A 20685-nucleotide genomic window follows, 5' to 3' on the forward strand; every position below is an offset into this window, starting at 1 on the left:
GCGTCAGGGCCGTTTTATTTGTCAAAGATAGGTGGTTATTAGTGATATCCGTGCTCGTGCATGAAGTCGGTGTATTTGCTATCGACCACCATGATATGCTTGATGAGCCAGTCTTTGAGGAAGCGGATGATGTCGTTGGAGGCAGTAACTTTGCCGGCATTAACATCGTCCCTGAAGTCCGCAATCTTGTCGATAAAAATTTTATGCAGTTTCTTGTGAGGACCGGCTTCCGGGTAGCCGTGTTTGTCGAATATTTTTTCTTCGTATCCGAAGTGGTAAATAGTGTATTCAAGGAGCCTTTCTGCAACTTCACCGATTACTTCCCCGGCCTTACGTTGACGCATGGCCCCGTAAAGTTCATTGATCAGATCAAGCAGCACCATGTGGTGCTCATCAATGGTGCGGACATGGACCGAGAGATCGTCAGACCATTCGACGATTCTACCGGAACTGGTATCCACAATTCTACCGGATGATATACCTTGTACGATGGAGTCCAGTTCTTCCACTACGCTTGAGATTTCAGTTAATGCCTGAGCGGATGCGGCCATACCATCAGAAGTTTCAGAGGCTACACGGGCCACATCGCTGATGGCCATATTGATTTCTTCGGATGCTGCGGATTGTTCTTCTGATGCGGTAGCGATGGATTCAACCTGTGTGTTGGTCTCGTCCACGATTCCCACGATGGCTTCCATGAGTTCACCTGATTTGGCGGCGGACTCGGTGGAATTAACTATGTCTTCAGCTGCGGAATCTACAGCGGCGATGTTTTCGCGGGCATTATCCTGAATTTTGGAAACCGCTTCACCTACGCCTTTGGTTGCGTCCATGGTTTTTTCCGCAAGCTTGCGTACTTCGTCTGCAACCACTGCGAATCCTCGTCCTGCTTCACCTGCCCGGGCAGCTTCAATTGCCGCGTTAAGGGCCAGCAGGTTGGTCTGGTCGGCGATGTCGGTAATTACGGTCATGATCTGACCGATGCTATCGGCCTGTTCACCGAGTGTTCCCATGGTTCCTTTAAGATTTAAGATAGTGTCTTTGATCTGTTCAAAAGACTGGATTGCGTCCGTTACTCCTTGCGCCCCCTTAACGGCGTTTTCTTTGGACTGAGCGGAGCTGGTGGCTGCAAGGCTTGCATTCTGGGCAACCTCAAGAACCGTGCTATTCATTTCTTCCATAGCGGTAGCTGTTTCAGTCACGCGATCCCTTTGCAGTTCCATACCTGCGTTTACCTGATTGACCTGAGCACTAAGCTCCTCAATCCCGGCAAAAAGTTTACCTGAGATACCGCCCGCGTTGCTGGCTGATTTGGTAATGGCTTCGAGAGTTTCTTTCATCTCGGAGACCTGTTTGTTGATCTTTTCATTTTCTGCTTCAGCGGAATTTGCCTGACTGCGCAGTCTTTTGGATTCTTCTACAGCTTTTTCATGTTTTACAGTAAGTTCATTTACAGCTTTTGCTGATTTCTGGGCCGTGTCCGTGAGTGCGCTATCAAGATTCTCGGGTGTGGATGTTTTGCCCTTTGTCAGTTCTATAAGATAATTGCTCAGGATTTTTGCCTGTCCATAACATCCTGAATTAAGTGAAATAAAGGCTGTCGTTGTTGCTACAATGGCGACGCAAAGGAATATTACCTGTTGAATGGAAAAGCCTGCTTCCGGCGAAAGAGCGGCAGTTGTAACCGAAGCCGCGGTCATCAGAAAAATTATAGTAATTGAAATAACAAGTTTTATCTTAGCCGACATGTTTTCTCCTTTTACGAGAAATTATTTATTTGTTTATTACCTATCATATAGAGTAGAAAGTGCTTACTAGGCAAGTACGTATCCTTAAAATAAATCTATGAAAATAAATCATAATGTAATTTATGAGTATGTATTAAAATTGAGTGTCGATTTGTTAAATATTTTTGCCTGAAGACAATATGTCTGCCTCTTGGATTTGTTTAACTAAGCAAGATAATTTTCTTTTTAAGCAATGTCGTATTCAAAGTGACAAAGCAAAACCGGTTACCGGCAGGGTGAAATTACTTCAGTAGTAGCCCCGAGGCGCTGCATTGTTTCCTTACACTCATCTGAATTTTTAAAAATTTTTAGAATACGGGAAAATTCCTTACAGATAGCTCCGTTTCCAGGGGTTTTTGAAAATCCTACATAGAGGGGGGTTACGTGTATTGTGACGGGACAAACCTCGATCCTATCCTGCAGGTCCAATTTTTTCAGAACATGAAAGCCCACGGTTCGGTATGCTGCCACCAGATCGATTCTTCCAGCCAGCAGTTTCAGGAAATTATGCCTCAGGTTAACAACTTCTTCCTTTAAAAAAATATCGCTTTCATCAAATTCATTTCCGTAGGTATATCCTTTAGTCACACCGACAATCTTTCCTTTTAGTGAAGGAATTCCGGTGTAGTTAAACGGGTCACCTTTGCGCTTGAATATTACGGTGTTGACTTCCATCAGCGGTTCTTCGGGATAGCTTATCCACCGTTCCCTCTCTGCTGTTTTGCGTAGCCCGAAAACACCGTCCACCATTTTTGATTCTGCCATCATTAAAGCTCTTTTCCAGGGAACAAAAACAATTCTGAATCTGGTTTGCATTTTGCCGAAAATTATATTTGCGAGTTCGTATTGCAGTCCTTTAACCATTCCAGCTTCCTGATAATAAAACGGAGGGAACGGGTCAGTGGCAAATATAAGTTCTTTGGTAAAGGCGCAGGTCGGGATGAGTAACATGGTAATTATAAATCCCGCGATTACTTTTTTCATATTTTACGCCTTTCGTTTAAGCATAATAACTTTAGTTTTCAGCAAGGTAGCAGGCCAGTGCGATGGAATGGAATTTTGAGCTGTCAGAGTCGCCTCTTGACGAAACAACAATCGGTACATCGCTGCCAACTACAACGCTGGCCATTGTTTTATTGGCAATGGTAGCCAGAGCCTTGTAAAGAATGTTACCACTTTCGATTTCAGGAGTCAGCAGGATGTCCGCGTTTCCGGCTACAGGATTATCTATGCCCTTGCAGTTTGCGGCAGTCTGCGAGATTGCGAGGTCAAGGGCCAGCGGACCAACTACATCGGCTTCCCCGAAGGCGTCTTCCGCGCCCATTTTGGCCAGGATATCCGCATCGAGAGTGGCCGGCATAGCCGGATAGTTTACCTTTTCCGTTGCCGCGAGTATGGCCGCTTTTGGTCTTTGTATTCCCAGCTTGCGGGCAACGTCGATGGCGTTCCGAAGAATATCCGCCTTGCGTTGCAGGTTGGGTTTTATGTTCACTCCGGCATCGGTAAGAAGGATCAGCCTTTGCCGCGAAGAAGCCTCAAATACTGTGACATGACTGATAATCCCTTTAGGTGGAACTCCTGTCTGCTTATTTAGTATTGCTTTGAGCACTACACTGGTGCTGACCAGTCCCTTCATAATGAGGTCCGTTTTGCCTTCTTTAAACATGGCTACAGCTGTTGCAACGGCTTCAACATCATCATTCTCTTCGTGAAATTCAAAACCGTCTATATTCAAGCCATGTTCTGCGGCGACGGATAGTGATTTTTCCAGATTGCCAATGAAAACGGGGTCGGCGATACCTTCTTTATGCGCGGTGAGGGCAGAGCGGATTACAAATTCTTCAGCGCACGGGGCTATTGCGACTCTGGCTGGGCGCGAATGATTGCGGACTGCGGAAATGATTTCATCAAGTGATGTTATTGTCATGGGCATACCTTTCTCAGATATGGATATTCAGGTTAAATTCGCTTTTGTCTCGTAATGCGTGCTATTCATCTCCGCGTTTGAGCGCGATCATGCCTGTTCGGCACAGGCTTTTGATGCCGAATGGTTTGAGGATTTTAATGAGTCCCTCAACTCGTTCCTGATCTCCGCTCAGTTCCACTGTAATGGTTTTCTGGCCCATCCCGACAACATCTGCACGGAAAACTTCAAAAATCTGCATGATTTGAGACATGGTGTCTTTGTCGACTTCAACTTTGATCAGCACGAGCTCGCGGTCAACAAATTCTTTGCGCGCGAGGTCATCAAGCTGGATAACGAAATCCATGGCTTTGAGCTGTTCGGTTACTTTAGTGATTTCTTCCTTGCTGCCCTCTGCACAGATGACCATGCGTGATACGTCCATATCTTCAGTTTCACCGCATGAAATGGAGGTGATGTTGATTTTATTGTCTTGAAAAGCAGCTGAAGACTCGGCTAGAACTCCGGTCTTGTTTCGGACCAGTGCGGATATTGTGTGTTTCATGTTTACTCCCGAAAAAAATAATCTTTTTTCGAAATATACACGCAAAACAGTTCACTAACAAGTCGGGGGATAGAGAAGAGGAGGGAGGGATGTTGTTATATTGATGTAAGTCCCGGAGGACAAAAGCCTTCTGAACGCATTTTTACCAGATTTTTCGCATCGTCCATGGTTTGGGGTTTGTCAAAGTAGAATCCTTGTACATAATCACAGCCGATTTCTTTGAGCAGGATAAGCTGCTGTCTTGTTTCAACACCCTCGGCGATGACGTCCATACTCAGGCTGTGTCCCAGAGCGTTTACAGCGCGGACAATTTCAAGGGATTCGTGATCGTCGGCCATGTGGCTCACAAATGAACGGTCTATTTTTACGGTGGAGGCCGGGAAACGTTGTAACTGGGCCAGTGACGAATAGCCCGTTCCGAAATCATCAACGGCCAGCCTGATGCCCATTTCTCCTATTTTTTTAAGATTCAGGGAAGAAGATGCGTTGCGTTCCATGATAGCGGATTCAGTGATTTCAAGTTTTAGGCATTCGGGAGGAAAATTTGTCTCATGAATTATTGTCTGAATCGCATCGGCGAGATCGGGTTTGGAAAGCTGGCTGGGTGAGAGATTCACAGCTAAAAACAGATCGTCGGCGTTGGAGAAATTTGTGATCCATGAGGCCATAACCCTGCAGGCTTCATAAAGTATGCTCCGGTCAAGTTCGACAATCAGCCCAGTCTCTTCGGCCACGGGGATGATGTGGGCCGGAGTAAGGAATCCTCGGTCCGGATGGTTCCAGCGAACAAGAGCTTCGAACCCGGCGAGATTGCGGTTCTGTAAGCTGTATACCGGCTGGAAGTAGGGGAAAAATTCCCGTTCCGGTATGCCGTGCCTTATTTCGGTTTCAATGAGCAGGCTTTGCAGTGCCTTCTCGTACATACTCTTATTGAATACCTTGAATTTGTTAACCCCTTGTTCTTTGGCCTTGTACATACTGATGTCGGCATCACGTAAAATATGTTCGGGGTGTTCATAACTGGCGGTTTTGAAAACAATGCCTATGCTGGAGCTGATAACAACTTCCTGAGATGAAATATCGACAGGCTTGCGGATTTCATTACGGATGTTGCGGATTATCTGGATTACCTCTTGCGGAGTGGAAAAATCATCTATCAGGACTGCAAATTCGTCGCCGCCCATTCTGGCGACAGTGTCCACTGGGCGCAGACATTTTTTAAGCCTTTTACCCACTTCAATCAGCAGTTCGTCCCCGGCCTGATGTCCAAGGCTGTCATTGATGCGCTTGAACATGTCGATATCAAGCATAAGGACAGCGAAGCTTCTTTCCGGGATATTGCGCGATATATCCAATGTTGCGTCCAGACGGTCAAGGAAGAATGTGCGGTTGGGAAGTCCGGTCAGGGAATCATGCAGAGACTGGTAGGAAAGTCGGCGTTCGTATTCTTTGCGCTGTGAAATATCGTCGTAAATTATGAAGGTTCCTGAAATTTCATCATTATATATGAAAGGGTAACCGAGAATAGAGACCGGAATCAGCTTACCGTTTTTGTGTCTGCGCAGGTCCTCCGTACGGTAGGTCTCTCCTTTCAGTATTTTTTGCAGGTTGGACTTCAGTCTTTCTCTGCTGTTCGGGGTCAGATTTTTGCAGCAGGGAGCGACTTCGTTGGTGCTGTATCCGAAGAGTTTCGTAAAGGCCCGGTTGGTATCTACCACGTTCCCTTTGGAGTCAGTCAGGGCGATAGCCTGCGGAGAGCTTTCAAAAAGCTGCATGAACCGCGATTTATGCCTGAAAATTTTACGCTCGGCTACGATTTCAAGCGTGGAATCAAAAGCGGTGCCGGTGTAGAGTACGGGTCTGCCGTTTTTATCATAGGATGTGCGGGCGTTGATGGTAACCCATTTTTCTTCACCATATCGGTGATTAACCCTAAGCAGCATTCCGTTTACCGAGCCGTCAATAAGCAGCCTGCTCAGGAATTTCTGCCGTCCTTCCCGGCTGTGAATAAACCTTGAAGCCCGGTCGTTATCGGCCAGCATCTCGTCTACATCATCATAACCCATTATCGCCGCCAGTGCGGGATTGGCGACAGTCAGTCGTCCTGCTGCGGAACTCTGAAAAATGGCAACGGTGGCGTTCTCGAAAATTGAACGGAATTTTTTTTCGCTTTCCAGTAATGCCGTTTCTGCCTGGCGTCTTTGCAATGATGCTGCGACCTGTTCGGAGATGGCAACCATGAGGTCTACGTCTTTTGAAGAGTACACTCCTGCCTGTTTGTAAGACTGGATAGCCATAACTCCGATAATCTTATCGCCAGATTTCAAGGGCACACCAAGCCACGACTTGGCTGGAGAGCCGATGTGGTTGATCTGGTTTGTTCTGCGGTCACTGAAGTCAGTTTCATCAAGTAAAAGAGGATGCCCGGCTTTGATGACTTCAACGCTAAGGCTTTTACCGTTAACAACGGAAATTCTTTCGTTCGGGGATATGAAATCTTTTTCATCCGCGTAATACGGGAAATTCAGATTCATTTCTTCTTCGTCAAAGAGTGCGACAAAGAAATTTTCAGCATCGATAAAAGGCTTGAGATTTTCATGGACCTGCTGGATGAAAACGGGGGTGTCTGCACCTGAATTCAGTGCGGATGAAATTTTGTACAGTATCAGGTTGATGTTTTCAGTCTGCTTTCTTGCCGAAATATCGCGAAGGGATTCAATCGCCCCGATGGTCTTTCCATTTTCGTCTTGTATAGGAGAGGCCTGGAGCCATAGATTGGTGCTTTTGCGGTTTCCCAGATTCTGTATGCATATTTCAGCAGTCAGGGCCCTTCCGTGGCGGCTGATAGCACTGTATTCGATCTCCCCGATTTCATCACAGCCGTTGACAACATCAATCAGACCGGGGGTTCTTTTGCCGTGGATTATTTTGATGTGTTCAAAGTTCGCCTTACCGATTACCATATCCGCGGGGACTCCGGTCAGGGCTTCAACAGCGGGATTCCAAGCAACGACCACTCCGGCTTTGTTGATAATAAAGGCCGGGTCAGGGAGAAATTGTATAATTGATACTGCGGGGGAATGGGGTATAAGAGTAGATGCATCAAGGCCGGAGTATGTTTTTTCAACCAGCTTAATGAACTCAAGCAATTCGACGTCCAGTTCTGCCGACTGGTCTCCAAATGTCTCTTTCAGTTGTTTTTCCAGCAATTCGTGCATCGTAAAAAAGGGATACTTTATTAATCGTTTGCTTGCAAGCAGAGTGTTAAAGCTTTGATGAAAATAACAGATTTCCTTTAACGCACTATTCTTTTTTTATTTTATAGACAGATATCGTAGGCTCATTCTTTTTATTTCTTATTACTTGTATCAAAAAGTAATCACCTTCAGGAATGCTGATTTCCCATTCTTTGGAATGGTTGTCCATTTTGCCTTGAACTGTTTTTTCAACGAGTTGAAATCTGCTTTTATTTATAAGTTTGGAAATTGAAAAATCTTTAAAGTATTGCGGTGTTATATTTTGATTTTTGCCTGCGGTAAATTTAAATTTAAAATTTGTCCAAGAGGAATAAAATGATCTGCTGTCATCTGTCGCATTCAGATTTCCTGTTTGGCTCGGGTTTTGTGGATAGAAAGGCTGCCATTTTTTGCCGTCAAAGAACTCAATCCACTGTTGCTCATCGAGGTACCTTGCTGGAATACCTGCGCTGCGCAATACCGCAGTATTGAAAATACATATTTCTGAAGAAGTGGAAGCCGTGCGGGTGTCCATGACTTCTACCGGGGTTAGTGTATCGCCTAACGGTCCGCGCGGTACTGACGAAATGTCCTTATTTATTTCACTCAGTCTACGCAGTACATTTGTCAGTTTGCCGGTTTGCCCCATTTGGAATTCATCATGTAATTTTTGGCGCCATTTACTTTGTTGTTCATACATTATCCGGGGGCTGAGCACATACTGCTGGAATATGGCATCAGTGTATTTAAGACCGTTTGCCTCTGCCTGTCTTCGAGCCGCATCGGCTATGACGGCGTTCTCTGCAAGTTCTTCAGCTGTGACTGTCAGCAGGTCAGCCGTAGCCATGGTGGATATGGATTTCAGGAGTGAAGGCAGATTTTTTTTCGGACAGGCGGAAACGGCTCTTTGTACCTGCGGTGTATTCAGGCCTGCTTTAACTATGTAAGCGGCATAATCAGGAGAGAATTGTTCGGCTGCTTTTTTCATGGCACTGATATTTTGCAACCGCAGTTCCCTTAAAGAATCAAACTCGGCTTTGCGCGCTCCCTCTGAGTTCTTAGGCGGAGTCGGGAGTTGCTGCTTATCATTATAATTAAAGCGGAAAGATATTGTCCCGCTTGGGGTGTTGTCTGGTTTCAGCTTTAAAATGATGTTGTCGCGTCCGGGCTGTTCTCCGGGAATCCAGATAGAGCCGACAAATGCAGAGTCCTCTCCATCAGCAGCAGAAATAAGCACTGATCCGGGACCGAGTGTAACTTCGGCTTTTCCGTTCTGGTTTGTGGTTTTTACCGCAACAGGCACGAAAGATGCGTAATTGAACACAGATATAAATATTTTTGTATCGGGCAGGGGTGTGCCTTTGGAATCGAGTACCAGGATCTCGGTTTTGTCGGCCGGGGCATAGCGGGAGGTTGTATTGATCAGGGTGCATCCGAAAGGACGCCCCAGTACCGGATAATCCGGTGAAACCGCGTTACCGTATGCGTAGGAAACAACAAGAGGGGCCCTGCGTGCCGATCCGCTGAACCATGCATGGTCCAGACCGTAATCAGGATTTGCGGATTCGATGTAATGCCATTTCCCGTCTACCTGCACTTCCGTCCATGTATGGTTGTCATTGGAATGCTGCCATGCCGGCACCATGGCCTGCCGGGCGGGAATGCCCACACTTCTGAGGGCGCATACTGTCAGAATTACCGCTTCTTCGCATCTTCCCCATCCTCTGTTGATGGTCATTTGCGGGTTCTGATCCCAGCGCTGGGTGGATTTGAATCCTGTTTTGGAAAAACACCAGCGGTTTATCTTCAGGACCGCTTCTTCCATGGATGCGCATTCGGAGACCAGCGGCAGGAGTTCATTGTAAAATTTTTTGCGCCAGCAGGATGTTTTTTCCTGACTGACCCGGTGGGGCAGCACGTAATTTAAAAAATCGTTCCATGAGATGTTTCGCCCCCAACTCGTGGATTCCCGGGTCAGAAAGGCGTAGTCGAGGTTCTCAGCCAGTTCATCGGACGAGAGTCCTGCCCGGTCCGAGGGTGGCAGGTTGGCGACAATAAATTGTGCCGCTTGCTGCTTCTCAGGCATGCCTTCATATTTCTTTAGGAATTTGTTCAGTTCAGCACGGTTGCTGCCCGAAGTTTCGAGTATGGTTTTGATGGAATCGGAATAAGGGGAAAGTCGGTTTTGATAATTGACGGTTGAACATCCGCACAGGCATATGCAGAGCAGAATGGCCGGTAAAGTATTTTTAGTTATATTGATAGGCAGCATCGGTACTGATCTATCATATAGTCTTATTCATGTAAAAAGACCGGAACACGTAGGTCCCGGTCTTTTTTTTCGAATGGTAGGTATCGTAGCGGATGATCAGCCGCAACCGCCGCAGCAGCTGCCGCAGCTTCCCTGGGCTTCTTCCAGTACGAGGGAAGAGGAAATCTCGATTCCCATGGGAGTCAGGTCGATAACCATGGGTTTTGCCTGTTCCAAAAGTTCTTTGTCTACGACAAAGTCATAACCTTCGAGGTTAATTGTTTCGTCACCGTCTTTTGCGGAATCAATTCCGAGCGCCAGGCGGGTTCCGCTGCATGCGGAAGCTAGGTATATGCGAACAGTTTCTTTTTCTTTTCCTTCAAAGTGCTGATCAAGAACTTCTTTTGCTTTTTCTGTGATCTTAAGCATTAATTCTCTCCTTTTGAGGTTGGCTTTCTAAAAGAATAGCTCTCATGGAATGTAAGTCAACAGACTTTGCTGAAAAAACATTCACTATTTATTATGTTTTGAATTAAATTATTTTTGTATAGGTCAGTTCTATTAATCCAGACATCTGTCCGTTGCCGGGTGTTATCCGTTTTCCTGAAAAAATTGGCCGGGTGAAATTCCGATAATTTTTTTGAAGTGTCTTGAGAAGTGACTTTGGTCGGAGAAGCCGGATTTCAGTGCGGCATCAATAATAGTAGTTCTGTTTTCGATAAGTGCGCGTGCTTCCTGCACACGGCGGAAAATGAGGTATTCCTGTGGTGATCTTCCATATTTGCCGACAAACAGCTTTTGCAGATGGAAGGGGCTGAGACAGGCTGTTTCCGCCAGGTCGTGCAGGGTGATTTTCTGCTGAAAATTATGGTCGATGAAATTTTTAACCCTTTGCAGGGCCTCATGCTGAGGGCCTGTCTTTTGCGTGATTATTTCGCCCCGGCTGTGCTCTTCTATAATATGATATAGGAATGAATTAAGCGCGGCCTGTTTTTCCAGTCCTGTTCCCGGGATATTGATCAGGGCAAATAATTCATCAAATGATGCGCGGTCATAATCTTTATAGATAACGGCAGGATTAAAATCAGGCTCGCGGCATGGTCTGTCGCAGATTTCGGCGGTAAGTTTCTGCATGTACCGGGTATTAACGCATATGGCTCTGTATGCATGTTGCAGTGAGTCTTTTTCGCAGGATGATGCACAGCTGTGAGGAATGCCGGGGGGCAGTATGCACAGCTCCCCGGCTTTATAAGTAAGTGCAGTGGAATTGATATTCAGCCTGCGTTCACCCTGATCAACCAGAATGAAAATATAACTGGTGTGGACATGCCGCGGGAAACGGTTGCTGATGCCGTATGCTTCAACCAGTGTGGTGTCCGGCAGTCCTTCCGGTTCATGGAAGATCAGTTTTGCTTTTTTTGTTTTCATGCGTATCCGCTTATATCAAAGCCGGAAAAAACTTGGCAAGCATTATCAATCCGTCATCTCCGGCCTTTACGCTATGCTTCTCACCTTTGGGGATTATGGCCGATTTGCCGGGATGGTAGGGGGTGCTGCTCTCGCTCAATGTGGCATCGCCTGAACCCTCGATAACTTCATGCATTTCCCACTGATTTTCATGAACGTGCGTTTCAAGGGTGCAACCGGGATCAACACGGACAATATGGCAACTGATTTGCCCGTCTGTTTTATCGCCGGTAACAAGGTGTTTCAGGTAGACTCCCTCAAAGGCTGCGTGAGGGTTCCACGCAAGGTCTGCACAATTAATGGTTTCGTTGATGGTTTTAATTGTGCCGTTAGTTGCAAGTGCGGAAAATTCAACAGGTGTCATTTTGTCCTCCATTGGGTCAGAATTGTTTGTCGTTTTCTGACTTATATGCGGGTACGGAGGGAAGGTATTGTACGATCTTGTGAATCTTCGTTTGATATAAAAAAGCGGGCAAGAAGTTTCTTGCCCGCTTTATGCGGAATCTGGATTTCAGCTAAACTATTTCGAGCTGGAAGGAGGGAGGATTCAACAGCAGTTTTTTGATCGGGCAGAGATCAAGCGCGCGGAGCAGGGCGGCTTTGTATTTTTCCGGAAAGTTTTCCGGAATAGTCAATTCGTATGTGAATTTACTGATCTGGGTACCTTCATCATTATATTGATATCTGAGTTTAAGCTCCAATCCTTCCAAAGACAGTGATCTGGTCTCACAGAATTTACGGGTGTAATGCGCAGCGCATGTTCCAAGAGATGCCAGAAAAAGTTGCATTGGGTCAGGAGCTGAACCTTCTCCGCCTTCATTTACCGGCATGTCTGCGTCTATGCGGAAATCATCGTTGACGGCCGAAAGTTTTTTCCCTTCACCAAACTCAATTTTTATTTCATTGATCATTATGACTCCAATCCACCATATATATTGATAAAAAACTTACTGCGTGAGCAGTCATGTCAAGTTAGCGCTTAAGTCCAGAAAAAATCAATGCTTAGGGAGAAGAAAAACGCGAAAATAATGGGAAATTAAGTCCTTGAGAGGTCGTTTTTAGTCCGGTATATGTCCGGCACTGATCTCTTCTTTGTTATCCATAGCTTCTTTTAATACCTGTTCGAAATCAATTTCCGTGGACATGCGGAATCCGCAACCTTTGGGAAGCTCTCCGAACTGCATGAAAATTGATGGAGCCGGAAAGCTGCGGCATAGCTGCGGTCTATTCTCATAATCGCTGCAGGTGCCGTTTTCATTGAGGCTTGTGCATGAAAATTTGAGATAGCCTTCTTCGGTTTTTCCGAAGATCTTAAAGCGTAACAATGATGTGTCTTCAGTCGCGGCCTTTACAAAAGCTCGTTCCCTTTTCAGCCACTTGCCGCCCACCGATATACATATACCCCGGCAGCATTGCCCGCACATTTGGCAAGAGCCGCGGATGACAACTGTCTGCCGTTTCTTTTTTAACTGCCATTTGCGGTATTGCAGGCGTATGTAATCTAAAAAAGACATCCGGGAAAATTAATCCGCAATTCAGAGGAAATCAAGGCCAACCTAAGTGAATGGTTTTCCGGCTACTTTAAAATTTATATGCAGATTAAGCAGGTAGTTCCATACTCCGGTAATCAGAGATACCAGAATTCGCGAAATGAGATACTGCCACCTGAAGCGATCAACCATTAAGTACATTCCCCCGCTCACTATCACCAGTCCTGTTCCGGCTATAATCAGGAAACCTATGTATCCCTGCTTGATTTCGCGCGATGTCCCTTTAAAAACAATCTTGCGGCTGATGAAATAATTTAGCGAAACCGCGATTAAAAAAGCCAGACCGGCTGAAAAAACAGTAGGTAGGTCAAATATTTCTGTGAACAGGCAGAGCATGCTCAGATCCAGAGTAAAAGTACCGCCTCCGACGCAGGTGTAACGCAGGAAGCGAGCGAGTGCCCTGTAGTCAAACGGCATCATTTTTATTTTCCTGAGGGTTCGTTTTTTTGATCAGAGTGAAAATTATTATTAGTGTCTCTGCCGGGAGACCCTGAGGTCGGACCAAATATCCGTTAGTGGCAGAAGGCCCGTTCAAGCATAAAAAGTCAAGCCTGATTGGAAAAGGTGACCCATTTGTAATCTTGCGGCAACAAAAAGAAAGGCCCCGCTATTGAGGGGGTGAAATCCTCGTCAGCGGGGCTTGCGGCGTTCGGGTCAGGTTGCGCCAAACCTCCCTTTTGCCGTCTGGAAGAAAGGGTGTCTGTTCTCTGATGAACAAAAATGAAATTAAAATTTATTTAATAAGGCGGAAAATATATCGGCCTGTATTTTACAAGATCTTAGCGGTAGTGCCTTCACACAGCCACTCTTTGATTCGTTTATATGGAACGGCATTCTATATGTCTAATATATAATTCATGCCTATTTGATATGTTTAACGTCTTGGTCTGGAAAAGAAGAAGGAAGGTTCTGATAAAGTTCTGTGGATAGGCATGTTGCTGAAATAATCTTTGGTTAAACCGCTCTTATGTACGGAAACAAGTTATTTGAGGTTAATTTGTATGATAATTTTTTTTTTATGTTTTATAAAATTTGATTTTGTATTAATGGATTGATTCATGGAAGATGGTCTGAAAATATTGTTGGTAGATGACAATGCCGTTAATCTTACCCTCCTGAAAAAACTGTTGAAAGAGGAAGGAGCAGAACTGTACTCTGCCCTGAATGGGGAAGAGGCGGTAGAGCTTTGTCAGAAAAATGATTTCGCTCTTATCTTGCTTGATGTCCAGATGCCGGGAATGGATGGCTATGAAACTGCCCGCATCATAAAGGGAATAGTCGCATGCCGGCTGACTCCGATTATCTTTTTGACCGCGATCTATAAAGAACCTGCTTATGCCCGCCTGGGATATCAGGCCGGAGCTGTTGATTTTCTGACCCAACCTATTGATCCGTCTACGTTACGGGCTAAGGTTGGGATTTTTTTGGAGTTGAAAAGACAAAAAGACCGGCTGGAAAGGGAGATAGAGCAGCGCATCAAGACCGAGAGGGCTCTGCGTACTGCCGAGGAAAAGTACCGTAATATCTTTGAACGAGCAGTTGAGGGGATATTTCGCTCCACTTTTGATGGCGACTTTGAGGCGGTTAATCCGGCTCTTGCGCGTATCTTGGGATACGATTCTACTGAAGAGGCCGTGGAAAAATTGCACACGAGCACTCTTTATAAGGATCCCGATGAACGGCGGGCTTTCCTTAAAAAACTGATGAAGGAAAAATCCCTCACCGATTATGAATTGCGTTTTAAACGCAAGGACGGTTCAATCATCTGGATTTCGGAAAGCTGTCGTTTGTTTGAAGAGGGTGGTGAATTTTATATTGAGGGCGTGGTAGAGGATATTACCAAGCGCAAGCTATGTGAACTGGAATTGCAGAAAAAGGCCACTCTAGATGCCCTGACCGGAATCCCGAACCGTTATCTTTTCTTTGATCGTCTGGCGAAATCCATTTCCAATGCCGGGCGTTACCGGGAAAAACTCGCGCTTCTTTTTATCGATCTAAATGACTTCAAGCAGGTGAACGATCTGTACGGACATCATATCGGTGATATGCTGCTCGGGAAAGTGGCATCACGGTTTAAATCAAGATTGAGATCGTCAGATACTTTTGCCCGGCTGGGCGGTGATGAATTCTGCGTTCTACTGGAGCGTCCATCGGACAAGGAAAACATTGCCCATGTTGCAGAAGAATTTATCAACTGTCTTGATAAACCTTTCAGGTTTGACGATATCTGCTGTTCTGTAGGGGCGTCCATAGGTATCAGTCTTTACCCCGAAAACGGATGCTGTGCTGAAGAGTTGGTAAAAAAAGCCGACTCGGCAATGTATCTGGTTAAAGAAAAACCTGACAAAAAATATTGTTTTTACTCCGGGGAAGCCTGATTAGGTGAAAAAAAGGCTGTATCTTTTTTGCCCGCATTGAATTCGAGTTGAAGGTGTTTCTACCGCTTTAAGGTAGAAACACCTTTTTTTATCAGCTGATTATAGTTGTATGAATGTTATATGTCAGCATTGTGTCAATTTGATACTACATTAATAAATTATCGGCTTTGTGAAATATATTAATTGATCATATTCCTTGTGTGCTGTGCTTTTAGAGGGCCTGAATCTTTGTGTGTCGTAATAATTTTTATGTGCGCTATTGTGTCTGCTGAAAATTGTGTTATTAGTATGCCGAAAAATAAATTTACTTACCTCAATCGTTTTTAACAGACTGTATTTATAGTTAAACCGATTGTGCAAAATTTAACTAACATGATTTAACAGTTCGGATAACGGCTAAATGTGGCAAGTCTCCTTGACACAGGAATAAGCCGGTGGAATATAATTTAGTCAAATATTTTTAGACTTTCTCTAATTGGGTTTTGCAATTTGATTTAATTTTGTTTAGTGGTTGTTCCGTGTTACTAATTTTCAAAACATAAGAGAGGTGCGAGAATGGTTTTCAGTTGGCTTCAGTTTGCCATCTTTATGTTTTTGATAGGGGGACTTCTCTTTGCGGGAGGGCCTCTTATTTTGTCCGCCCTCGTTGCTCCACGTGCCAAAGGCGGGGATATGGGCATGGCTTTTGAGTGCGGTATGAGGCCCCACGGCAGGGCATGGAATCAGTTCGGCATCAGCTATTATGTTTATGCCTTGTTGTTTCTAGCCTTTGACGTAGACGTCCTCTATCTTTTCCCGGTTTCCGTCTGGTATCCACAAACCGAAGGTATGTTTTACTTTGTTGAGGTTGCCGGATTCCTGTCTGTACTCGCTATCGCAATTATTTATTTCTGGAAAAAAGGAGTTTTCACATGGCCGAGAAAGATCTCCTGACTCCCGGCGGGCATATGGTCGAGGACGGTATCGTCCGTCTCGAACTTGCCGAAGACGCCATGAATATCTGCCGTTCGATGTCGCTCTGGCCCATGACTTTCGGTCTGGCCTGCTGTGCAATTGAGATGATGGCGGTAGGGATGGCTCGATTCGATATGGCTCGTTTTGGGGCGGAGGTTTTCCGTCCCTCGGCACGTCAGGCCGACTTGATGATTGTTGCCGGGACGGTAACCAAGAAAATGGCGCCTGCTGTTGTTCGTCTATACGAGCAGATGCCTGCTCCAAAGTGGGTGCTGGCGCTGGGTAACTGTGCCATCTCCGGCGGTCCTTTCAAGTTCAAGGGACAGTACGGGATTGTAGAGGGTGTAGATAACCTCATTCCTGTTGATGTCTACGTTCCCGGATGCCCGCCCCGTCCCGAAGCCCTGCTCGAAGGTCTTTTCCAGATTCAGGAAAAGGTCACCGGTAAACGTTGGTGGCCCGTGCCCGAAGATTTAGAAAAGGAGCGTGCCAGATGATGGCGAGCAATAAAATGGACGGTCAACTAAGTCTTCCGGTAACCCCGCTTATGGTCTGTAAGGCAAACGCAGAAACTTCCGGGGTAACCATGAACGTCTTCCTCATGTCTGATGACATTATGCAGGCGGCGGAGGCTATGCTCAGTCAGGCTTACCACCTTGAAAGTATCGATGTGCTGGATGTGGCGGAAGGTTTTCTGGTCTCATATCACTATGCCCATTTCACCAAACCTGGTCGCATTGCGCACCGGGTGCTGGTCTGTCGTGATGAGGCTGAGCTGCCGTCTATCGCATCAATATATCAGGGTGCGGACTGGCATGAACGCGAGTGCTTCGACTTTCATGGACTGAAGTTTTCCGGGCATCCCAATCTGCTGCCTTTGCTGCTTGACCCGGAAACTCCGAACGGGGTGCTGCTCAAGGACGAAAAGAGCCGGAAACCCCTGCGGGATATTCTTAATCCCGGTGAGACTCTTTTTAAAGGAGAGGGATTTACCCTCTTTGATGAAGAGCAGCCGGAAGCGGAAGAGGAGGCAGCATCATGAACACATTTCCTGAAGGTGATTTTTACACCAACCATTTTGAGAAGGGTGCGGATGACAACACCATGATTCTGAACATGGGGCCGCAGCATCCTTCCACCCACGGTGTCCTGCGGGTTATCCTTGAGCTTGACGGCGAATACATAGTGCGTGCCGAGCCTGTTCTGGGCTATCTGCACCGTATGCATGAAAAAATGGCCGAGGTAAAAAGCTGGGTCCAATTCATCCCCAATATGGGTCGGGTGGACTATCTGCATCCGCTGGCATGGAACCATGCCTACGTATGCGCGGTGGAGAAACTGGCCGGAATAGAAGTGCCTGAACGTGCGGAGTATATCCGGGTAATTCTTACTGAATTGAACCGTATCTCCTCGCATCTGCTCTGGTGGGGCGCTTATCTGTTGGACCTCGGAGCATTTACTCCTATCATGTACGGTTTTGATGATCGTGAAATCATGATGGACATGATGCAGAAAGCTACCGGGGCAAGGCTGACCTATAGTAACTTCCGTTTTGGCGGAGTTGTTCATGATCTTGATGACAGCTTTGCGGATGACTGCACCGCTTTCATAAAGCGGCTGCGCGATCGGATGCCCATGTATAAAGATCTGGTCACCGACAATATCATTTTGCGTAAACGTATCGAAGAAATAGGTTATATGGATGTGGATATGTGTAACCGCTACGGCGCGACCGGTCCTCTGATCCGTGGCGCGGGCGTTGAACATGATACCCGCAAAGCCGAACCCTATTCCATCTATGATCGTTTTGATTGGAAGGTGCCGGTTTATTATGAAGCTGACGCCATGGCCCGATACATGGTGCGTATGGAAGAGATCGAGCAGAGTCTGAACATTGTGGAACAGGCTCTGGAGCAGATTCCGGAAGGCGAGCACATCATCAAAAAAGCTCCCAAGCCAACATGGAAGGCTCCGGCGGGCGAAGTGTACTTCAGCACTGAAGGCGCTCGCGGCAAGGTAGGAATCCATATAGTCAGTGACGGAAGTAAAACTCCGTACCGTATTAAACTGCGCGCCCCGGGATTTTCCAACCTTTCCCTCTTCGCGGAATGTGCAAAAGGGACAATGCTGGCTGATGCGGTTGCCATTCTCGGCAGTCTGGACATGGTAATCCCGGAAATCGACAGGTAGTCAGGAGCTTTTTATGTCTCAAATTCCTGTAGAACTCGTTAAATTGCTCATCGCTCTGGTGGCAATTGCCGCCTTTGTGGGCTTGAACGGGCTGGTGCTGGTCTATCTTGAACGTAAAGTTGCAGGATTCGTACAGCGCAGACCCGGTCCTTACGAAGTGGGTCCGCAGGGGCTGCTGCAGCCGCTGGCCGACGCCGTTAAATTAATAGGTAAACAGCTTTTCACCCCCAAGGGTGCGGATAAGCTTCTTTTCTGGATGGCTCCGGTGCTTTCTTTCCTGCCGGTGCTTCTGCTTTTTATGCCGATCCCGTTCGGTCCGGTTGCAACCGGTATGGAAATGGATCTCGGTCTGTTGCTGATACTGGCATTCGCGGGCCTGAATGTTCTCGCCCTTTGTCTGGCGGGGTGGGGGTCTAACAACAAATGGGGGATTCTCGGCGCGGCAAGGGCTGTGGCACAGTCTGTTGCATATGAAATCCCGCTGTTGCTCTCGGTGTTGACCATCGCTTTTATGACCGGAACCTTGAACCTTAGCACTATTGTTGAGGGGCAGGGTGGATGGCCGTGGCAATGGAATGCATTTATACAGCCGCTGGCCTTTATCATTTATTTCATAAGTGCTCTGGGTGAGACCAACCGCGCTCCCTTTGACCTTCCTGAAGCGGAAAGTGAATTGACCGCCGGTTTTCATACTGAATATTCAGGTATGGGATTTGGGCTTTTCTTCCTTGCTGAATACGCCAACATGATCGTTGTCTGTTCTGTTGCCGCGGCCCTTTTTCTGGGTGGCTGGCATGGACCTTTTTTTGACGGCGCCTGGTGGTTCCTTGCCAAGGTTTACACCCTGCTGTTGGTTATGATCTGGCTGCGCTGGACTTATCCCCGTGTGCGGTTCGACCAGCTTCTGAATATCAATTGGAAATGGCTCATGCCCTTGGCTCTGATAAATTTATTTATAACCGCTTTTGTGATGAAGATTTAGGGGGCGGAAGATGAGTGCACTAAAAAAAATATGGGATGACTTGTCATCTCTGTGGTCCCTCATTGTGGGGCTTAAGGTCACGGGGAAAAACTTTGTCGATAAAAACGTGACCCTTCATTACCCGCGTGAAACTGTTACTTCCGGGCAGCTTGAAGGGTTCCGGGGACCGCTCGAACTGATCGGTAAACCCAAAGACCCGGCCAAGCCGAAATGTATTTCGTGCATGATGTGTGTCACGGCCTGCCCGAGTAAATGCATTACCGTGGTCAAGTCTAAGGCTCCCAAGCCTACCGAAGCTGAACTGCAGGCTATGAAGGAAGCGGAAGAGCGGGGCGAAAAGGTCAAGAAACCCAAGGCTCCCAAAGAGCCTGCTAAATTTTTGTATGACTTTTCACTTTGTTCGCTGTGCGGATCATGTGTTGAAAACTGTCCTGCAAAATCACTCAGATATTCATCAAATGTGTACCTGACTGTGACTGACCGCAAGGAGCTTAAAATGGATCTGCTGGCCAGACTGGCCGGACAGGCGGAAAAGGCAGCGGAATCCCCGAAGAATGTTGAAGCTGAAAAGGCTGAAAAAGAGGTGAGGACGGAATCATGATGGAAACGCTCGCTAAAATCGCTTTTGCTGTCTACACGCTGCTTATTCTCGGCGGCGGGTGTATTGCCGTGGGAGCGCACAGTCTGGTCCGGGCCATGGTAGGGCTTATTGCCTCGCTGCTCGGGGTTGCCGGGATGTATATGCTCATGGCCGCACCGTTTATGGCCTTTATGCAGATTCTCATCTACGTGGGGGCGGTATGTGTACTTATTTTCTTTGCCATTATGCTTACGCAGGCGGATGCCCACGGTGTGGAATCCGGAAGTCGCAGGCCGGGTAAGTCCGCACTGTCGGCTCTGACTTTTATTGCTCCGGTTTTCGTGATTGGATTCATTCTGGTCAAATTCCAGCCTGCTTCCATTCATCTGCCAGTTGAGGTTCCGCTGGTTCATATCGGTAAGGGGCTCCTGGAAGACTTTCCGGTGGCTTTCGAGTTGATCTCGGTTGTTCTACTGGCAGCCATGGCCGGAGCTGTTCTGCTGGCTTTTGAAAAGAAAGGAGGTAAAGCATAATGAGCCCTCTTTTAATGTATCAAATGGTGGCACTTCTGCTGCTGGCTATCGGCCTATATGGGATTGTCTGGCGTAAATCGCTGGTGGGTATGCTCATATCCGTTGAGCTGATGCTCAATGGTGCGGGGCTGTCCATTGTTGCCGCCTCACAGCTTACCGAAGCTGGAAGCGCTGTGGGACAGATCGCCACACTCTTCGTTATGGGGCTGGCCGCTGCTGAAGCGACCCTTGTGCTGGCAATAATCATTGTGGTGGCAAAACGGTTTAAAACCGTTGAGACCGACGCAATAACAAGGTTGAAAGGGTAAC

General features: G+C 46.8%; 21 protein-coding genes. 9 read left to right on the plus strand and 12 right to left on the minus strand.

Going from position 1 to position 20685, the window contains the following annotated elements; translation table 11 throughout:
• Positions 1–38: 38 nt before the first annotated feature.
• The 12 genes from ACKU35_RS11355 to ACKU35_RS11410 all read right to left on the minus strand — a co-directional run bounded on the left by ACKU35_RS11355 (position 39) and on the right by ACKU35_RS11410 (position 13179).
• On the minus strand, positions 39–1748 hold the full coding sequence (locus tag ACKU35_RS11355; RefSeq protein ID WP_319759334.1) for a bacteriohemerythrin: 1710 nt from the start codon (positions 1746–1748) through the stop codon (positions 39–41).
• Positions 1749–2012: 264 nt separating this feature from the next.
• On the minus strand, positions 2013–2771 hold the full coding sequence (locus tag ACKU35_RS11360; protein WP_319759335.1) for a transporter substrate-binding domain-containing protein: 759 nt from the start codon (positions 2769–2771) through the stop codon (positions 2013–2015).
• A gap of 31 nt (positions 2772–2802) precedes the next feature.
• Positions 2803–3714 (minus strand): phosphate acyltransferase, encoded by a 912-nt coding sequence (locus ACKU35_RS11365; protein ID WP_319765391.1) that lies wholly within the window; start codon positions 3712–3714, stop codon positions 2803–2805.
• Positions 3715–3775: 61 nt separating this feature from the next.
• Complete coding sequence (gene ilvN / locus ACKU35_RS11370; protein WP_319759336.1) at positions 3776–4255, minus strand: acetolactate synthase small subunit; 480 nt, start codon at positions 4253–4255, stop codon at positions 3776–3778.
• A 95-nt stretch (positions 4256–4350) separates the two neighbouring features.
• A complete protein-coding gene (locus tag ACKU35_RS11375) occupies positions 4351–7473 on the minus strand; it encodes an EAL domain-containing protein (protein WP_319759337.1) in 3123 nt (1040 codons plus the stop codon).
• Positions 7474–7558: 85 nt separating this feature from the next.
• Entirely contained in the window at positions 7559–9763 is a 2205-nt protein-coding gene (locus ACKU35_RS11380) for a transglutaminase domain-containing protein (RefSeq protein WP_319759338.1), read from the minus strand.
• 96 nt (positions 9764–9859) lie between these two features.
• Positions 9860–10171 carry an iron-sulfur cluster biosynthesis family protein gene (locus ACKU35_RS11385; protein WP_319759339.1) on the minus strand — a complete coding sequence of 104 codons (312 nt, stop codon included), beginning with the start codon at positions 10169–10171 and terminating at the stop codon, positions 9860–9862.
• Between the two features lie 162 nt (positions 10172–10333).
• A complete protein-coding gene (locus tag ACKU35_RS11390; RefSeq protein ID WP_319759340.1) occupies positions 10334–11170 on the minus strand; it encodes an AraC family transcriptional regulator in 837 nt (278 codons plus the stop codon).
• 10 nt (positions 11171–11180) lie between these two features.
• Positions 11181–11573 (minus strand): cupin domain-containing protein, encoded by a 393-nt coding sequence (locus ACKU35_RS11395; RefSeq protein WP_319759341.1) that lies wholly within the window; start codon positions 11571–11573, stop codon positions 11181–11183.
• Between the two features lie 151 nt (positions 11574–11724).
• Entirely contained in the window at positions 11725–12120 is a 396-nt protein-coding gene (locus tag ACKU35_RS11400; protein ID WP_319759342.1) for an OsmC family protein, read from the minus strand.
• A gap of 147 nt (positions 12121–12267) precedes the next feature.
• The gene (locus ACKU35_RS11405; RefSeq protein WP_319759343.1) at positions 12268–12723 is read right to left on the minus strand and encodes a YkgJ family cysteine cluster protein; all 456 of its coding nucleotides are present in this window, start codon (positions 12721–12723) and stop codon (positions 12268–12270) included.
• A gap of 42 nt (positions 12724–12765) precedes the next feature.
• Positions 12766–13179 (minus strand): GtrA family protein, encoded by a 414-nt coding sequence (locus ACKU35_RS11410; protein ID WP_319759344.1) that lies wholly within the window; start codon positions 13177–13179, stop codon positions 12766–12768.
• 638 nt (positions 13180–13817) lie between these two features.
• Between ACKU35_RS11410 and ACKU35_RS11415 the strand changes: the two genes are divergently transcribed.
• The 9 genes from ACKU35_RS11415 to nuoK all read left to right on the plus strand — a co-directional run bounded on the left by ACKU35_RS11415 (position 13818) and on the right by nuoK (position 20684).
• Positions 13818–15137 (plus strand): diguanylate cyclase domain-containing protein, encoded by a 1320-nt coding sequence (locus ACKU35_RS11415; protein WP_319759345.1) that lies wholly within the window; start codon positions 13818–13820, stop codon positions 15135–15137.
• A 555-nt stretch (positions 15138–15692) separates the two neighbouring features.
• Complete coding sequence (locus tag ACKU35_RS11420) at positions 15693–16070, plus strand: NADH-quinone oxidoreductase subunit A (protein WP_319759346.1); 378 nt, start codon at positions 15693–15695, stop codon at positions 16068–16070.
• Positions 16071–16084: 14 nt separating this feature from the next.
• Positions 16085–16588 (plus strand): NADH-quinone oxidoreductase subunit NuoB, encoded by a 504-nt coding sequence (locus ACKU35_RS11425; RefSeq protein ID WP_319765393.1) that lies wholly within the window; start codon positions 16085–16087, stop codon positions 16586–16588.
• The gene (locus ACKU35_RS11430) at positions 16585–17133 is read left to right on the plus strand and encodes an NADH-quinone oxidoreductase subunit C (RefSeq protein WP_319759347.1); all 549 of its coding nucleotides are present in this window, start codon (positions 16585–16587) and stop codon (positions 17131–17133) included. Before ACKU35_RS11425 ends, ACKU35_RS11430 begins: the two co-directional genes overlap by 4 nt.
• Positions 17130–18281 carry an NADH-quinone oxidoreductase subunit D gene (locus tag ACKU35_RS11435; protein ID WP_319759348.1) on the plus strand — a complete coding sequence of 384 codons (1152 nt, stop codon included), beginning with the start codon at positions 17130–17132 and terminating at the stop codon, positions 18279–18281. The genes ACKU35_RS11430 and ACKU35_RS11435 overlap by 4 nt, the downstream gene beginning before the upstream one ends.
• 13 nt (positions 18282–18294) lie before the next feature.
• A complete protein-coding gene (gene nuoH / locus ACKU35_RS11440; RefSeq protein WP_319759349.1) occupies positions 18295–19263 on the plus strand; it encodes an NADH-quinone oxidoreductase subunit NuoH in 969 nt (322 codons plus the stop codon).
• A 10-nt stretch (positions 19264–19273) separates the two neighbouring features.
• The gene (locus ACKU35_RS11445) at positions 19274–19864 is read left to right on the plus strand and encodes a 4Fe-4S binding protein (protein WP_319759350.1); all 591 of its coding nucleotides are present in this window, start codon (positions 19274–19276) and stop codon (positions 19862–19864) included.
• Entirely contained in the window at positions 19861–20376 is a 516-nt protein-coding gene (locus tag ACKU35_RS11450; RefSeq protein ID WP_319759351.1) for an NADH-quinone oxidoreductase subunit J, read from the plus strand. The genes ACKU35_RS11445 and ACKU35_RS11450 overlap by 4 nt, the downstream gene beginning before the upstream one ends.
• The gene (gene nuoK / locus ACKU35_RS11455; RefSeq protein ID WP_319759352.1) at positions 20376–20684 is read left to right on the plus strand and encodes an NADH-quinone oxidoreductase subunit NuoK; all 309 of its coding nucleotides are present in this window, start codon (positions 20376–20378) and stop codon (positions 20682–20684) included. The genes ACKU35_RS11450 and nuoK overlap by 1 nt, the downstream gene beginning before the upstream one ends.
• The last annotated feature ends 1 nt before the right edge of the window (position 20685 follow it).

The organism is Maridesulfovibrio sp. (genome assembly GCF_963676065.1).
Classification (GTDB): Bacteria; Desulfobacterota; Desulfovibrionia; order Desulfovibrionales; family Desulfovibrionaceae; genus Maridesulfovibrio.

Excerpts from the sequence above, each read along its gene's own strand:
- ACKU35_RS11435 (WP_319759348.1), top strand. The coding sequence starts at position 17,130 with ATGAACACATTTCCTGAAGGTGATTTTTACACCAACCATTTTGAGAAG.
- ACKU35_RS11380 (WP_319759338.1), bottom strand. The coding sequence starts at position 9,763 with ATGCTGCCTATCAATATAACTAAAAATACTTTACCGGCCATTCTGCTC.
- ACKU35_RS11420 (WP_319759346.1), top strand. The coding sequence starts at position 15,693 with ATGGTTTTCAGTTGGCTTCAGTTTGCCATCTTTATGTTTTTGATAGGG.
- ACKU35_RS11385 (WP_319759339.1), bottom strand. The coding sequence starts at position 10,171 with ATGCTTAAGATCACAGAAAAAGCAAAAGAAGTTCTTGATCAGCACTTT.
- ilvN (WP_319759336.1), bottom strand. The coding sequence starts at position 4,255 with ATGAAACACACAATATCCGCACTGGTCCGAAACAAGACCGGAGTTCTA.
- ACKU35_RS11360 (WP_319759335.1), bottom strand. The coding sequence starts at position 2,771 with ATGAAAAAAGTAATCGCGGGATTTATAATTACCATGTTACTCATCCCG.
- ACKU35_RS11355 (WP_319759334.1), bottom strand. The coding sequence starts at position 1,748 with ATGTCGGCTAAGATAAAACTTGTTATTTCAATTACTATAATTTTTCTG.
- nuoH (WP_319759349.1), top strand. The coding sequence starts at position 18,295 with ATGTCTCAAATTCCTGTAGAACTCGTTAAATTGCTCATCGCTCTGGTG.
- ACKU35_RS11400 (WP_319759342.1), bottom strand. The coding sequence starts at position 12,120 with ATGATCAATGAAATAAAAATTGAGTTTGGTGAAGGGAAAAAACTTTCG.
- ACKU35_RS11450 (WP_319759351.1), top strand. The coding sequence starts at position 19,861 with ATGATGGAAACGCTCGCTAAAATCGCTTTTGCTGTCTACACGCTGCTT.
- ACKU35_RS11445 (WP_319759350.1), top strand. The coding sequence starts at position 19,274 with ATGAGTGCACTAAAAAAAATATGGGATGACTTGTCATCTCTGTGGTCC.
- ACKU35_RS11430 (WP_319759347.1), top strand. The coding sequence starts at position 16,585 with ATGATGGCGAGCAATAAAATGGACGGTCAACTAAGTCTTCCGGTAACC.
- ACKU35_RS11395 (WP_319759341.1), bottom strand. The coding sequence starts at position 11,573 with ATGACACCTGTTGAATTTTCCGCACTTGCAACTAACGGCACAATTAAA.
- ACKU35_RS11410 (WP_319759344.1), bottom strand. The coding sequence starts at position 13,179 with ATGATGCCGTTTGACTACAGGGCACTCGCTCGCTTCCTGCGTTACACC.
- nuoK (WP_319759352.1), top strand. The coding sequence starts at position 20,376 with ATGAGCCCTCTTTTAATGTATCAAATGGTGGCACTTCTGCTGCTGGCT.
- ACKU35_RS11390 (WP_319759340.1), bottom strand. The coding sequence starts at position 11,170 with ATGAAAACAAAAAAAGCAAAACTGATCTTCCATGAACCGGAAGGACTG.
- ACKU35_RS11375 (WP_319759337.1), bottom strand. The coding sequence starts at position 7,473 with ATGCACGAATTGCTGGAAAAACAACTGAAAGAGACATTTGGAGACCAG.
- ACKU35_RS11365 (WP_319765391.1), bottom strand. The coding sequence starts at position 3,714 with ATGACAATAACATCACTTGATGAAATCATTTCCGCAGTCCGCAATCAT.
- ACKU35_RS11425 (WP_319765393.1), top strand. The coding sequence starts at position 16,085 with ATGGTCGAGGACGGTATCGTCCGTCTCGAACTTGCCGAAGACGCCATG.
- ACKU35_RS11415 (WP_319759345.1), top strand. The coding sequence starts at position 13,818 with ATGGAAGATGGTCTGAAAATATTGTTGGTAGATGACAATGCCGTTAAT.
- ACKU35_RS11405 (WP_319759343.1), bottom strand. The coding sequence starts at position 12,723 with ATGTCTTTTTTAGATTACATACGCCTGCAATACCGCAAATGGCAGTTA.